The organism is Rahnella sp. PD12R (assembly GCF_019200965.1).
Classification (GTDB): Bacteria; Pseudomonadota; Gammaproteobacteria; order Enterobacterales; family Enterobacteriaceae; genus Rahnella; species Rahnella laticis.
On the sequence record NZ_JAHTMS010000012.1, the window covers coordinates 106,900 to 122,204 of the forward strand.

General features: G+C 52.7%; 12 protein-coding genes. 4 read left to right on the top strand and 8 right to left on the bottom strand.

All coding sequences use genetic code 11. The features are described 5' to 3' along the window. Position 1: 1 nt before the first annotated feature. The 5 genes from wecB to trxA form a co-directional block, all read right to left on the bottom strand. Positions 2-1,126 (bottom strand): non-hydrolyzing UDP-N-acetylglucosamine 2-epimerase, encoded by a 1,125-nt coding sequence (wecB, locus tag KWG64_RS21055; protein ID WP_195825706.1) that lies wholly within the window; start codon positions 1,124-1,126, stop codon positions 2-4. Beyond that, a complete protein-coding gene (gene wzzE, locus KWG64_RS21060; RefSeq protein ID WP_218523039.1) occupies positions 1,123-2,175 on the bottom strand; it encodes an ECA polysaccharide chain length modulation protein in 1,053 nt (350 codons plus the stop codon). Before wzzE ends, wecB begins: the two co-directional genes overlap by 4 nt. Positions 2,176-2,219: 44 nt before the next feature. After that, the gene (gene wecA, locus KWG64_RS21065) at positions 2,220-3,305 is read right to left on the bottom strand and encodes a UDP-N-acetylglucosamine--undecaprenyl-phosphate N-acetylglucosaminephosphotransferase (RefSeq protein ID WP_218523040.1); all 1,086 of its coding nucleotides are present in this window, start codon (positions 3,303-3,305) and stop codon (positions 2,220-2,222) included. 288 nt (positions 3,306-3,593) lie between these two features. After that, on the bottom strand, positions 3,594-4,853 hold the full coding sequence (gene rho, locus KWG64_RS21070; RefSeq protein WP_195816086.1) for a transcription termination factor Rho: 1,260 nt from the start codon (positions 4,851-4,853) through the stop codon (positions 3,594-3,596). Between the two features lie 416 nt (positions 4,854-5,269). After that, positions 5,270-5,596, bottom strand: a complete 327-nt coding sequence (gene trxA / locus KWG64_RS21075; RefSeq protein ID WP_013577537.1) for a thioredoxin TrxA — start codon at positions 5,594-5,596, stop codon at positions 5,270-5,272. A 118-nt stretch (positions 5,597-5,714) separates the two neighbouring features. On the opposite strand from trxA, the gene rhlB reads away from it, so the two are divergent. Then, positions 5,715-7,007, top strand: coding sequence for an ATP-dependent RNA helicase RhlB (gene rhlB / locus KWG64_RS21080; protein WP_195816087.1), 1,293 nt, complete (start codon positions 5,715-5,717; stop codon positions 7,005-7,007). 6 nt (positions 7,008-7,013) lie between these two features. After that, on the top strand, positions 7,014-8,507 hold the full coding sequence (gppA, locus tag KWG64_RS21085) for a guanosine-5'-triphosphate,3'-diphosphate diphosphatase (protein WP_218523041.1): 1,494 nt from the start codon (positions 7,014-7,016) through the stop codon (positions 8,505-8,507). Positions 8,508-8,571: 64 nt separating this feature from the next. Here the strand turns inward: gppA and rep are convergent, their stop codons facing one another. Further along, positions 8,572-10,596 (bottom strand): DNA helicase Rep, encoded by a 2,025-nt coding sequence (gene rep / locus KWG64_RS21090; RefSeq protein WP_195816089.1) that lies wholly within the window; start codon positions 10,594-10,596, stop codon positions 8,572-8,574. Between the two features lie 177 nt (positions 10,597-10,773). Here rep and ppiC point away from each other — a divergent pair, with 177 nt between their 5' ends. Next, entirely contained in the window at positions 10,774-11,055 is a 282-nt protein-coding gene (ppiC, locus tag KWG64_RS21095) for a peptidylprolyl isomerase PpiC (RefSeq protein ID WP_015690589.1), read from the top strand. A gap of 101 nt (positions 11,056-11,156) precedes the next feature. Here ppiC and ilvC read toward each other — a convergent pair whose 3' ends face one another. Continuing rightward, the gene (gene ilvC / locus KWG64_RS21100; protein WP_056772344.1) at positions 11,157-12,632 is read right to left on the bottom strand and encodes a ketol-acid reductoisomerase; all 1,476 of its coding nucleotides are present in this window, start codon (positions 12,630-12,632) and stop codon (positions 11,157-11,159) included. A gap of 186 nt (positions 12,633-12,818) precedes the next feature. Here ilvC and ilvY point away from each other — a divergent pair, with 186 nt between their 5' ends. Beyond that, a complete protein-coding gene (ilvY, locus tag KWG64_RS21105) occupies positions 12,819-13,700 on the top strand; it encodes an HTH-type transcriptional activator IlvY (RefSeq protein ID WP_165061941.1) in 882 nt (293 codons plus the stop codon). Positions 13,701-13,758: 58 nt separating this feature from the next. Here ilvY and ilvA read toward each other — a convergent pair whose 3' ends face one another. After that, positions 13,759-15,303: a threonine ammonia-lyase, biosynthetic gene (ilvA, locus tag KWG64_RS21110; protein ID WP_101079473.1), complete on the bottom strand. Its 1,545-nt coding sequence runs from the start codon at positions 15,301-15,303 to the stop codon at positions 13,759-13,761. Positions 15,304-15,305 lie beyond the last annotated feature (2 nt).

Below are 15,305 nucleotides of genomic sequence, written 5' to 3' on the forward strand. Positions count from 1 at the left end.
GTCATACCCGATGATTTTTTAATGCATCAAGAATATGGCGACACGCGTGTCCGTCACCATAAGGATTGTGCGCCCTGCTCATGCTGTTGTATTCGTTTTCATCGCTCAGCAGACGGTTCACTTCCTTAACAATTTTTGCAGGATCAGTCCCGACCAGACGTACCGTGCCGGCATCAACGGCTTCCGGACGCTCTGTGGTTTCCCGCATCACCAGCACCGGTTTCCCCAGTGAAGGCGCTTCTTCCTGCACACCGCCCGAATCCGTCAGAATCAGATAGGCTTTATCCATCAGATAAACGAAAGGCAGATAATCCTGCGGGTCGATTAACACGATGTTGTCGATGCCTGCCAGAATGCGGTTTACCGGCTCACTGACGTTAGGATTAAGGTGTACCGGATAAACAATCTGAACATCCGGGTGCTGGCGGGCAATATCGGCCAGCGCCGAGCAAATCCGCTCAAAACCGCCGCCAAAACTTTCACGGCGGTGACCCGTTACGAGGATCAGTTTTTTACTGGCATCGAGGAACGGATAAGTATTGGCCAGTTGCTGCGCCAGAGACGCATCGCTGTTAAAGCGATCACGAACCCACAACAGCGCATCAATCACCGTATTGCCGGTGACGAAAATGCGACTTTCAGGAATATTTTCCCGCGTCAGATTCGAACGGGCGTTTTCCGTCGGGGCAAAATGCCAGCGCGCAAGATGACCGGTCAGCAGGCGATTGCCTTCTTCCGGCCACGGCGAAGAAAGATCGCCAGTGCGCAGACCGGCTTCGACATGACCGACCGCAATCTGATGATAAAAAGCCGCCAGACTCGCGGACAGCGTCGTGGTGGTATCGCCGTGAACCAGCACGACGTCCGGTTTAAATTCATCAAGCACCGGCTTCAGGCCGGTCAGAATACGGCTGGTGATTTCCGTCAGACCCTGCCCCGGTTTCATAATATTGAGGTCATAATCGGGCGTAATCTCAAACAGACGCAGTACCTGATCGAGCATTTCACGGTGCTGTGCCGTGACACAAACTTTAGATTCAAAAGCCGCATCCTGCGACAAAGCAAGCACCAGCGGCGCCATTTTAATGGCCTCCGGACGGGTGCCGAAAATCGTCAACACTTTCACAATGTGTTTCTCTTATTTTTACGACGCGTCAGGGCAACTCCTGCCCCGATTAAACCACCGACAATCCCCCACATGATCATCAGGAACACACGGCGCGGGCTGTCACGTTTTACAGGTTCTTCAGGCGTTCTGAGGTAACGGTAAGTCTGGAATTTCGCGGTCAGCGTCGGGCCCACATTCAGCGTCGACAGCATGGCGCGGTTCTGGTCGTAATCCAGATCATAGCCCGGCCCGGAAGCCTGTAATAATTCCAGGCGCGCTTTCAACATAGGCACTCCCAGCAGGAACATGTCGGAATCCGGCAGCTCTTCGGCTGGTGTGTCCGTCACGCTTTTGGTGATGTTTTGCTGCTGGGCGATTTTCAGCGCCTGCTCGGTGTTATTCACCGTGCGTTTGAAAATGCTTTGCGCCACTTCTTCCTGGCGTTTGACCTGCGCTTTCATCGACTGAGTTCGGGCAGCCCACGCACCCTGCAACTCATCGTAAAGATGCTGCGCGGCGCGCTGGCTGGCGAAATTAACATACTGGCGCAACAGTTTGTTGGCATCAGCGGCATTTTCCGCCGTCAGTTTCACAATGTCGTTCGGGACTTTCATTGCATCGCGCGGTGTGAACTGAATATCGTTAATCAGATCATCGAGCAAAACGGCATCCGCGCGCGGATCATTTTCCAGGCGCTGCTTGTAATAAGGGCTTTGCAGCCAGAAATCACGACGGGTGTCGTAAGCGGCCAACTGCATCACAAATTCATTATAGGATTCATCAGAGATCGGCGGACGACCGGTATCCGACGGTAACGCAGTGCGCACATCCAGATTACGCAGGAACTGCGCCTGCGAGAAATAAGACGAGAGATTGTTCACGGTAGGACGGTCGGTTATGGCCGTCGAGCTCCACTCTTGTTTCATCAGGTAAGAGGAGCCCAAAGCCACTAACGCGAACAGTATTGCCAGGCCCGCAATCCAAAATTTACCTTTCCATAAGGTGCAGCACAAACCACGAATATCGAGTTCATTCTCGATGTCACGATCATTCTGGTTTCTTATCATTTCTGGTTTATCCACAGCCAGTATGCCCTTGTGTAAAAGATGAATTATTGAGGAGATGAACGGCGCAAACGCCTTTTAAGACGTTTGATAAACCGGGCCACGCGCCAGGCGTGCTTGATGCAAACGCCGTACAACAGGAATGCGACAAAGAATAAAACCAGCATGACCCATTCAGGCACGAAAGGCAGATGTTCGCCAATCACGCCAACCGCCGCCAGAAGTGCAGCGGCCACGGTAATCAACATAAAGGCCTGACGGGAAGTAAAACCGGCGCGCATGATCAAATGATGAATGTGCTGACGATCGGCAGAAAACGGACTCATGCCTTTGCGCAGACGGCGGTACATGATGGCAACCATGTCCATCAGAGGGATTGCGATAAGCCAGAGTGCGGTGACCGGGTTCATCGGATGCGTTTCGCCCTGCGTGCTTTGCAGCAGGATCCAGATCACCGTAAAACCAATCAGCGTACTGCCCGCATCGCCCATGAACACTTTATATCGGGGGCCGAAGACGCCCAGATTGAGCAGGATATAAGGCAGGATGGCGGCAATCATGGCAAAGCACCAGAGCGCCAGCTCCATGTGCCCGCTGCCATACATGATGATGCCCAGAGAACCGAAACTGACGCAGGATAATCCGCCCAGCAGTCCGTCGATACCATCCACCATATTAAAGGCGTTGATCGCCGCCCAGACGGCAAACAGGGTCACCAGATAGCCGAACGGCCCCAGTGCCATTTCCCATGGACCAATAAGATGTCCGAGATTACGCAGCGTGAGATTCGCGAAACTCATCATCGCCACCGCCACCACGGCCTGCACCATTGCACGGGTTTTTACACTGATATCGAAACGGTCATCGAGCGCGCCGACCAGCACCAGCAAGCCCGCGCAGGCGAGATAAAGGTTGCCATGGGGAATGACATAGCTGGTGATAAGAAAGGCGAAACAAACCCCTGCATACACAGAAATACCGCCGACCAGCGGGATCAAACCCTGATGGCGTTTGCGAAAATTGGGTTTATCTACGAGTCCGATTTTATTCGCCACCTTCCGGGCAACGAACAGAAACAGGAATGAAAATACGAAAACAATGGCAAGCTCAGTACTCATATTGAGTAAATTCACAGTTAAGAGATCTCTTCTGCAAAAATAAGGTGCGTGGAATCGAGAGCATCATAAACCTCACAGCCTTAAATCAAATCCTATGGTGACAGTTATGGTTTTGTCTCAGGCAAGACCTTATCTGTTGCCATTTCTTGGGCAGTAAACCGATAAAATAAAGAAAGGGCACTGGAAAAACCATCAGCTATTATCCGAATAGTCTGACAATTTCACCAAAGTAGCATTATGGTAGCTACCAAAAGCAAAAAACGCCACGGCTTAGCGTGGCGTTAGTTTGAGTTTTACACCAAATTACGAACGTTTCATCATATCGAAGAAGTCGTCATTGGTTTTCGTCATGGCGAGTTTGTTGATGAGGAATTCCATTGCATCAATCTCACCCATCGGGTGAATGATTTTGCGCAGGATCCACATCTTCTGAAGTTCTTCTGACGTGGTCAGCAGTTCTTCTTTACGGGTACCAGAACGGTTGTAGTCAATCGCAGGGAATACGCGTTTCTCAGCGATTTTACGCGCCAGATGCAATTCCATGTTGCCGGTACCTTTGAATTCTTCATAGATAACTTCATCCATTTTAGAACCGGTATCGACCAGCGCAGTAGCGATGATGGTCAGGCTTCCGCCCTCTTCCACGTTACGTGCTGCACCGAAGAAACGTTTTGGACGGTGTAAGGCGTTAGCATCCACACCACCGGTCAGAACTTTGCCTGATGACGGAACCACGGTGTTGTAAGCACGTGCCAGACGGGTAATGGAGTCCAGCAGGATGATGACGTCTTTCTTGTGTTCAACCAAGCGTTTAGCTTTTTCGATGACCATTTCAGCCACCTGAACGTGACGGGATGCCGGCTCATCAAAGGTAGAAGCGATAACTTCACCTTTAACCAGACGCTGCATCTCGGTCACTTCTTCCGGACGTTCGTCAATCAGCAGAACCATCAGCACACAGTCAGGATGGTTGTACGCAATGCTGGTCGCGATGTTTTGCAGCAGCATGGTTTTACCCGCTTTCGGCGGAGCAACAATCAGACCACGTTGGCCGCGGCCAATCGGAGAGGCCAGATCCAGTACACGTGCGGTTAAATCTTCTGTTGAACCATTACCACGTTCCATACGCAGACGGGAATTTGCATGCAGAGGGGTTAAGTTTTCGAACAGGATTTTGCTGCGGGCGTTTTCTGGTTTGTCGTAGTTAACTTCGTTAACTTTCAACAGGGCAAAATAACGTTCACCTTCTTTAGGTGGGCGGATTTTACCGGAAATGGTGTCGCCAGTGCGAAGGTTGAAGCGGCGAATTTGGCTTGGAGATACGTAGATGTCGTCGGGGCCTGCGAGGTAGGAACTGTCTCCGGAGCGGAGGAAACCAAATCCATCCTGCAATATCTCCAGTACGCCATCACCGAAGATGTCTTCTCCGCTTTTCGCATGCTGCTTCAATATTGAAAAGATAATGTCTTGCTTGCGCATGCGGGCCTGGTTTTCCAGCCCCATATTTTCGCCGAGTGCAATCAGGTCAGAGACCGGCGTATTCTTTAATTCGGTAAGATTCATAATGGTGGGTTCTTAAACTCGGGGTATGTCTCGAACATCTGTCGTGAATGGGTATGGCAGGGTCATCCATGCCTGTTTATTGTCTGACACTTCAAATCACAGCTTTGAAATCCAGCCGCAGGCAGTCGCTCGCGGGCGATATTCTAGAGGGGCAATGATATTGAAGGTGTCTTAAAGCCGATTTTTGTTAAAACCGTTAGATGGTCAAGCACAGTGCCAGTTCAATTTAATTATTATTCAAAGAAACTTTATAGGCAGATGTTTTTGACACAACAGAGTAAAACGTAAGAATCAAACTACAGGTAAGCTCTATTTGCAGTAAGCGTAAACTTAGCACGCTTCTTGACAGGCGTCTAGCGGACAATGTGAAAAACACGGCAGCCCGCTAAACACCTGGCTTTGGTCATCCCGACCGATTACAGATTAGCTGTTAAGAACTCTTTCAGCTGACCTTTCGACAGTGCGCCAACTTTAGTTGCTGCGACTTCGCCGCCTTTAAATAACAGCAGGGTAGGAATACCACGGATGCCGTATTTAGGTGCAGTACCTGGGTTTTCATCGATGTTCAGCTTCGCGATGGTCAGCTTGCCTTCGAACTCAGTGGCAATTTCATCCAGAATCGGAGCGATCATTTTACAAGGACCACACCACTCTGCCCAGAAATCGACCAGCACCAGCCCTTCGGCTTTCAATACGTCGTTGTCGAAACTGTCATCGGTCAGGTGAATAATTTTATCGCTCATGTTCTACTCCAAAGGATTATCTTTACCTTGTTGATGTAGCATTAACCAACAGTAGGTTGACTTTATTTCACCGGATACGCTTTCGTAAAGCAATAGTTAGCTGATATTCTACCACACTATGAGCAAAACACACTTGACCGAACAGAAGTTTTCCGACTTCGCCCTGCACCCGCTGGCAGTTGAAGCCCTTGAAAAGAAAGGGTTCCATTACTGTACGCCTATTCAGGCATTGGCATTGCCGATCACGCTCGCTGGGCGTGATGTTGCAGGTCAGGCGCAAACCGGTACCGGCAAGACGCTGGCTTTTCTGGCGTCTACTTTCCATTATCTGCTTTCTCACCCTGCTGCGGAAGGTCGTCAGACTAACCAGCCGCGTGCCTTGATCATGGCACCTACGCGTGAACTCGCGGTGCAGATCCACTCCGACGCCGAAGCATTATCTGAATCTACCGGGCTGAAATTAGGTCTGGCCTATGGCGGCGACGGTTACGACAAACAGCTTAAAGTGCTGGAAAGCGGCGTGGACATCCTCATCGGAACCACTGGCCGTTTAATCGATTACACCAAACAGAACCACATCGACCTGGGCGCGATTCAGGTGGTGGTGCTGGATGAAGCAGACCGCATGTTCGATCTGGGCTTCATCAAAGATATCCGCTGGATCTTCCGCCGGATGCCACCTGCGACTCAACGCCTCAACATGCTGTTCTCAGCAACCCTTTCCTATCGTGTGAAAGAACTGGCGTTCGAAAACATGAATAATGCCGAGTCGATTGAGATCGAACCGGAGCAAAAAACGGGCCACCGTATTAAAGAAGAACTCTTCTACCCTTCAAATGAAGAGAAAATGCGCCTGTTACAGACGCTGATTGAAGAAGAATGGCCAGACCGTTGCATCATTTTTGCTAACACTAAACACCGCTGTGAAGACGTTTGGGGCCATCTGGCAGCCGACGGCCATCGCGTAGGTTTGCTGACCGGCGATGTCCCGCAGAAAAAACGCCTGCGCGTTCTCGAGGATTTCACCCAAGGCACGCTGGACATTCTTGTTGCGACTGACGTTGCTGCCCGTGGTTTGCACATTCCTGCCGTTACGCACGTCTTTAACTATGACCTGCCTGACGACTGTGAAGACTACGTTCACCGTATTGGTCGTACCGGCCGTGCGGGTCTGAGCGGTCATTCCATCAGCCTGGCTTGTGAAGAGTACGCGCTGAACCTGACGGCAATCGAAACCTACACCGGTCACAGCATTCCTGTCAGCAAATACAGCAGCGAAGCGCTGTTAACTGATTTACCTGCGCCGAAACGTCTGGCTCGCTCTCGTACCGGTAACGGTCCGCGTCGTAACAGCAACTCGTCTTCACGTCGCAGCAGCGCACCACGTAGCAACCGTAAACGTCCGGGCTGATAACCTATGCTAAGCTCCACCTCACTCTATGCAGCAATTGATTTGGGCTCTAACAGCTTTCACATGCTGGTTGTTCGTGAGGTGGCAGGCAGTATCCAGACCCTCGCCAGAATTAAGCGCAAAGTGCGTCTGGCTGCCGGTCTGGATAAGCAAAACCTGCTTTCTCAGGAAGCCATGCAACGTGGCTGGCAATGCCTGAAGCTGTTTTCCGAAAGATTGCAGGATATTCCCCGCGAACAAATCCGCGTCGTTGCCACCGCAACGCTGCGGCTTGCCAGCAATGCCGACGAATTTTTGGGTAAAGCTCAGGAAATCCTTGGTTGCCCGATTCAGGTCATTGCCGGTGAAGAAGAAGCTCGTCTGATTTATCACGGCGTTGCCCATACCACGGGTGGCCCGGATAAACGTCTGGTCGTCGATATTGGCGGCGGCAGTACAGAGCTGGTCACCGGTATCGGCGCACAGGCCACCACGCTGTTCAGCCTTTCGATGGGTTGTGTGACCTGGCTGGAGCGCTATTTTACCGACCGCAATCTGGCAAAAGAAAACTTCGATCGGGCCGAACAGGCTGCGATCGACATGATCCTTCCGGTAGCGCCTCAGCTGATCGCCAATGGCTGGCAAATTTGTGTCGGTGCTTCCGGCACCGTTCAGGCGCTTCAGGAAATCATGGTCGCTCAGGGTATGGATGAGCGCATTACGTTGCCGAAACTTCAACAGCTCAAACAGCGTGCGATTCAGTGCGGGAAACTGGAAGAGCTGGAAATAGAAGGCCTGACGCTTGAACGTGCGCTGGTTTTCCCAAGTGGTCTTTCGATTCTCATCGCCATTTTCAAAACCCTGAATATCGAAACCATGACGCTGGCCGGTGGCGCACTGCGCGAAGGTCTGGTTTACGGCATGCTGCATCTGCCGATTGAACAAGATATTCGCCAGCGCACATTGCGAAATCTGCAACGCCGCTATCTGCTTGATAATGAACAGGCGCAGCGCGTAGCACAGCTTGCAGAGAACTTTTCGTTGCAGGTGGCACAGGAATGGAAGCTCGATGCCCGCGCCCGTGAGTTGCTGAACAGCGCCTGTCTGATCCACGAAATCGGGCTGAGCGTTGATTTCAAAAAAGCGCCGCAGCACGCAGCTTATCTGATCAGTCATTTAGACTTACCGGGCTTTACGCCGGCGCAGAAAAAACTGCTGGCGACGCTGTTGCAAAATCAGAACGGGACGCTCGATTTGCCGTTGCTCAATGAGCAAAACGCCGTGCCGCCGCGTCAGGCACAACGTCTTTGTCGCATTCTCCGGCTTGCGATTATCTTTGCCAGCCGCCGCCGTGACGACACGTTGCCCGCCGTGCGTTTACGGGCAAATGACGATGAACTGAATGTGATTGTGCCACAGGGCTGGCTGGCCCAGCATCCGCTTCGGGCAGAAGAGCTGGAACAGGAAAGCCACTGGCAAAGTTATGTCCACTGGCCGCTGTTCGTCGAAGAACAGCTCTGATCTTTTCGTAAAAACGCGTACCGAGTAATGAGGCAGGGCTTATCCCCTGCCTTTTCTTTGCCTGTCAGCTTCCGCCTTTGGCTTTCGCCAGCTGCTCACGGATTTTCTCCAGATGGCTTTGCCCTTTCACCATACGCTCCTGCGCACTGACCACTTTACGCTCACTTTCCCAGGCCAAATCATCCTGCGGCAGTTCCATCAGGAAGCGGCTGGGTTCAGGACGAATTAATTCCCCGTACTGGCGACGTTCGCGACAAAGCGTAAAAGTCAGCTCTTTTTGGGCGCGGGTGATGCCCACATACGCCAGACGCCGTTCTTCATCGACATTGTCTTCATCGATACTGCTCTGATGCGGCAATAACCCTTCCTCCATGCCGACCAGAAACACATAGGGGAATTCCAGACCTTTCGAGGCGTGCAGCGTCATCAGCTGAACCTGATCCAGCTCTTCGTCACTTTCACCGCGTTCCATCATGTCGCGAAGCGTAAAGCGCGTGACCACCTGCGTGAGCGTCATCGGCTCATCCAGATCGGTACCCTCGAGCATTTCAGTCATCCAGCTGAAAAGCTGATTGACGTTTTTCATGCGCATTTCCGCCGCTTTCGGGCTCGGCGAGGTTTCGAATAACCAGCTTTCGTAATCGATGCCGTGGATCAGATCCCGTACCGCCGCGACCGGTTCGCGTTCGGCCAGCTCAGAAATAGTGCCCATCCAGTGCGTAAACCGTTGCAGTGATTCCAGGCCGCGCCCGGTCAGATACTGGCTGAGCCCCATATCGAAACTGGCTTTGAACAACCCTTTGTTGCGCTGATTTGCCCACTCACCGAGCTTTTGCAGCGTCGCGGCACCGATTTCACGACGCGGCGTATTCACGATACGCAGAAATGCGCTGTCGTCGTCAGGGTTAGTCAGGACGCGCAGATAGGCCAATAAATCTTTAATTTCAGGCCGCGAGAAGAACGACGTCCCGCCGGAAATGCGGTACGGAATGCGGTTCTGCATCAGCATTTTTTCAAACAGGCGCGACTGATGGTTACCGCGATACAAAATCGCGTAATCGCCATAACCGGTCTTGTTGATAAAGTGATGCGCAATCAACTCGCCAACCACGCGCTCGGCTTCGTGATCTTCATTGTTGGCGGTCACTACTTTCAGCGTTTCGCCGTAACCTAGCTCAGAGAAAAGGCGCTTCTCGAACACATGCGGGTTGTTGGCTATCAGGATGTTGGCGGCTTTCAGTATGCGCTGCGAAGAACGGTAGTTCTGTTCAAGCTTAACGACCTGCAACTGCGGGAAATCTTCTTTCAGCAGCACCAGGTTTTGCGGCCGCGCACCGCGCCAGGAGTAAATAGACTGATCGTCGTCGCCCACCACGGTAAAACGTGCGCGGTTGCCGACCAGCAGTTTCACCATCATGTACTGACTGGTGTTGGTGTCCTGATATTCATCGACCAGCAGGTAGCGCAGTTTATTCTGCCAACGCTCGCGCACTTCTTCATTCTTCTGCAACAGCAGCGTCGGCAGCAGGATCAGGTCATCGAAATCGAGGATATTACAGGCGCGCATATGGTCATGATAAAGCCCGTAGCAGTGTGCGAAGATCTGATCGCGTTCCGATCGCGCAAGGCCCGCCGCATGGGACGGATCAACCAGATCGTTCTTCCAGTTTGAGATCGTCGAGATCAGCTGTTGCAACAGCGTTTTGTCGTTTTCCAGCCACTTCTCGCTCAGCTCTTTGAGCAGCGCGAGCTGGTCCTGATCGTCGAACAGGGAGAAATTGGATTTCATGCCCAAAGCGGCAAATTCGCGTTTGATGATTTCCAGCCCCAGCGTATGGAAAGTCGCGATCAGCAAGCCGCGTGATTCTTTACGCCCAAGGGTTTGCGCCACACGCTCTTTCATCTCGCGCGCCGCTTTATTGGTGAAGGTTACAGCCGCAATGTGACGGGCCTGATAGCCACACTCACGGATCAGGTGTGCGATTTTATTGGTAATCACCCTGGTTTTGCCGGAGCCAGCCCCCGCCAGAACCAGGCAGGGTCCGGTGACGAATTCGACGGCATGTTGTTGGCTGGGGTTTAATCGCATGGCGTAGTTTTGCTCACCTGATGGACAAGGACGGCGATTGTAGCAGAAACGTCGCCTGAGATTGACAGCCTTTACGGTGCAATTTGTGATGTCTGGAATGCAGGCCGGAGTCCACATACGGCGTTGCAGATGTTACATTACGCCCCTGGAAACACTCTCGCATAAAAGGTCTCAATCATGGCAAAAACTGCTGCAGCAATGCATATCCTTGTTAAGGAAGAAGCACAGGCGCTCGATCTTCTGGAACAGCTGAAGAACGGTGGCGATTTCGAAAAACTGGCTAAAAAACACTCTACCTGCCCGTCAGGCAAAAAAGGCGGCCATTTAGGTGAATTTAAGCAAGGCGCAATGGTGCCAGCTTTCGATAAAGTGGTTTTCTCTGCGCCGCTGATCGAACCACAAGGCCCGCTGCACACCCAGTTCGGCTACCACATCATTAAGATCCTGTACCGCAACTGAGTTACCGTTCCGGCGCAGTAAAAGAAAGGGCACCGCATTTTTATGCAGTGCCCTTCTTATTTATCTTCCGAAAACCCTGAAGAACTCGAGTAAGAGGAGGATCAGCTCGCTACTGCGATGCGTTTCATATCAGTCATATAACCACGTAAAGTGCGGCCGATTGACTCGATTGGGTGGTTGCGGATAGCTTCGTTAACATCACGCAGCTGCGCGTTATCAACCTGAGTTTCTGCAACAGATTTACCCAAATCACCCGCCTGCAGGGTGGTCATGAATTCTTTCAGCAACGGTACTGCTGCGTTAGCAAACAGGTAGTTACCGTATTCTGCAGTATCAGAAATAACCACGTTCATTTCGTACAGACGCTTACGCGCAACGGTGTTGGCGATCAGCGGCAGTTCGTGCAGTGATTCGTAGTAAGCGGATTCTTCGATGATGCCGGAAGCCACCATGGTTTCGAAGGCCAGCTCAACGCCCGCTTTCACCATCGCGATCATCACAACGCCGTGGTCGAAGTATTCCTGCTCAGAAATTTTACCGTCGAACTGTGGTGCGTTTTCGAACGCAGTTGCGCCCGTTTCTTCACGCCAGGTCAGCAGGTTTTTGTCGTCGTTCGCCCAGTCAGCCATCATGCCGCTGGAGAATTCGCCGGAGATGATGTCGTCCATGTGTTTCTGGAACAGCGGCGCCATGATCTCTTTCAGTTGTTCAGACAGTGCGTAAGCACGCAGTTTCGCCGGGTTGGACAAACGATCCATCATCAGCGTGATGCCGCCTTGTTTCAGTGCTTCGGTGATAGTTTCCCAGCCGAATTGCAGCAGTTTTTCTGCGTACGCTTCGTCTACGCCGTCAGCAACCAGTTTGTCGAAGCACAGCAGGGAACCGGCCTGTAACATACCGCACAGGATAGTCTGCTCACCCATCAGGTCAGATTTTACTTCTGCAACGAAAGAAGATTGCAGAACACCGGCACGGTGGCCGCCTGTTGCAGCTGCCCAGGCTTTAGCAATCGCCATGCCTTCACCTTTCGGGTCGTTTTCCGGATGAACGGCGATCAACGTCGGAACACCGAAACCACGTTTGTATTCTTCACGAACTTCAGTACCCGGACATTTTGGAGCAACCATCACGACGGTGATGTCTTTACGGATTTGCTCGCCCACTTCTACGATGTTGAAGCCGTGGGAGTAACCCAGCGTTGCGCCATCTTTCATCAGAGGCTGAACTGCTTTAACCACAGCGCTGTGCTGTTTGTCTGGCGTCAGGTTAACGACCAGGTCAGCCTGTGGGATCAGTTCTTCGTAGGTGCCGACTTTGAAGCCGTTTTCGGTCGCTTTACGCCATGAAGCACGCTTCTCAGCAATAGCTTCTGCACGCAGGGTGTAGGAAACATCCAGACCGGAATCACGCATGTTCAGACCCTGGTTCAGGCCCTGTGCGCCACAGCCTACAATCACCACTTTTTTACCTTTGAGGTAGCTGGCTTCGTCCGCGAATTCATCGCGACCCATGAAGCGGCATTTGCCCAGTTGTGCCAGCTGCTGACGCAGGTTCAGTGTGTTGAAATAGTTAGCCATGTCTTGCTCCGTTCTATCGAGGTAAGTGCTGTTATTTTTTGTTTCACCGGTGAGCCGGTGAACGCCGTGAATTCACTATATGTCATGCGACACATTGCTTAAATTGATATATTACGAAGATGACGTTGCAAAAAATGCAATATACTTCGTTTGACCTTTGCGTAACTAAAAAGCCGGGACTTCTTTATGGATTTGCGTGATCTGAAACTGTTCTTACATCTGGCGGAAAGCCGCCATTTTGGCCGTTCGTCGAAGGCGATGCATGTCAGCCCGTCAACGCTGTCGCGCCAGATCCAGCGGCTGGAAGAAGAACTCGGCCAGCCGTTATTTCAGCGTGACAACCGCACCGTGCAACTGACCAGCGCGGGTGAACAGCTCAAAACTTTTGCCCAGCAAACGCTGCTGAGTTACCAGCAACTGCGAAGCGGGCTGGATCAGCATGGCCCGACGCTCAGTGGTGAGCTGCATTTATTCTGCTCGGTCACCGCTGCGTACAGCCACCTGCCCCCTATTCTTGACCGCTTCCGCGCGCAACATCCGCTGGTCGAAATCAAACTGACCACCGGCGACGCCGCCGATGCGGTCGAAAAAGTCCAGTCCACCGAAGCGGACCTGGGGATTGCAGGCCGCCCGGAAAGCCTGCCGGGCAGCGTGGATTTCACGCAGATCGGCGAAATTCCGATGATCCTGATTTCCCCGTCTCTGCCGGGCGCGGTGCGAACGCAAGTCAGCGTGCCGCATCCCGACTGGTCGCAAATTCCGTTTATTCTTCCTGAGCACGGCCCGGCGCGAAAACGTATCGACATCTGGTTCAAACGAAACCGTCTGAGCAATCCGCTGATTTATGCCACGGTGTCCGGCCACGAAGCGATTGTGTCAATGGTCGCGCTCGGTTGCGGCATCGCTCTCATTCCGTCGGTCGTTGTCGATAACAGCCCGGAACCGGTGCGCAACCGTATTTCCGTTCTGGATAACGTCACGCTCGGCGCTCCGCTGGAACTGGGCGTCTGCGTACAGAAAAAACGCCTGAACGAACCGCTAATCGAGGCGTTCTGGCAATTGTTATAACCTGCGTTCGCGACAAAATAATGGCAAAGAAAAAGGGCCCGTTCGGGCCCTTCGGTTTTTAGCCCGCCAGGAAGAAGCGGAACGCAGGATTATCACTTTCGTTATGACAGTCATAGCCCAGCGCCGTCAGGTTCTTCTCGAACTCCGGCTCTTCTTCGTTCAGTTCAAACGCGGCCAGTACACGACCAAAATCGGTGCCGTGGCTGCGATAATGGAACAGTGAAATATTCCAGTGCGTGCCCAGCGTATGCAGGAATTTCAGCAACGCACCCGGTGATTCCGGGAACTCGAAGCTGTAAAGCCGCTCGCGCAAAGGCTTGGTTGGACGCCCGCCCACCATATAACGCACATGCAGTTTCGCCATTTCATCATCAGATAAATCCACCACCTGATAACCGTCGTGATTCAGCTCGGCGATGATTTCCTGCCGTTCTGCGTGACCCCGTGTCAGACGTACACCCACGAAAATGCAGGCGTTGTCAGCGTCGGCGTAACGGTAGTTAAACTCCGTGACTGAACGGCCACCGAGCAACTGGCAGAATTTCAGGAAGCTGCCTTTGCGTTCCGGAATGGTCACCGCCAGCAGCGCTTCGCGTTGTTCACCCAGCTCGCAGCGCTCAGACACATAGCGCAGGCCGTGGAAGTTCACGTTCGCGCCGGAAAGAATATGCGCCAGACGCTCGCCCTGAATGTTGTGCTGCTGCACGTATTTCTTCATGCCTGCAAGCGCCAGCGCCCCGGAAGGTTCGGCGATAGCGCGGACATCTTCGAACAAATCTTTTACCGCCGCGCAGATGGAATCGCTGTCGACGGTGATCACGTCATCAAGATATTCACGGCACAGACGGAAGGTTTCGTTACCGATACGCTTCACGGCCACGCCTTCAGCGAACAACCCGACACGCGCCAGATCAACCGGTTCACCGGCATCCAGCGCCGCACGCAGGCAGGCTGAATCTTCGGCTTCGACGCCAATCACTTTGATTTGCGGCATCAGCTGTTTGATTAACACCGCGACGCCAGCGGCCAGGCCGCCACCGCCGACCGGCACGAATACGCGATCAAGATGCGCATCCTGTTGCAGCAATTCCATCGCCAGCGTGCCTTGTCCGGCGATCACCGCCGGATGATCAAACGGCGGCACAAAGGTCATGCCCTGCTTTTGCGAAAGCTCGATAGCTTTGCCTTTGGCTTCGTCGAAATTCGCGCCAAACAGCAGGACTTCGCCGCCGAAATTACGCACCGCATCAACTTTGATATCCGCCGTAGCAACCGGCATAACAATCAGAGATTTAATGCCTTTTTTGGTCGCCGACAACGCGACGCCCTGCGCGTGATTTCCGGCAGAAGCCGTGATCACGCCGCGCGCCGCCTGTTCTTCCGTCAGGCTGGCAATCATGGAATACGCGCCGCGCAGTTTAAAACTGTGAACAGCCTGGCGGTCTTCCCTCTTCACCAGAACGGTGTTACCTAACCGGGAAGAGATCTTTTCCATGACCTGCAAAGGCGTGACCTGTGCGACTTCATAAACCGGCGCACGCAGCACGGCACGCAGATATTCTGCACCGCACGGCTGATCGGGTAGAGGTTGTGATACCGCCATGG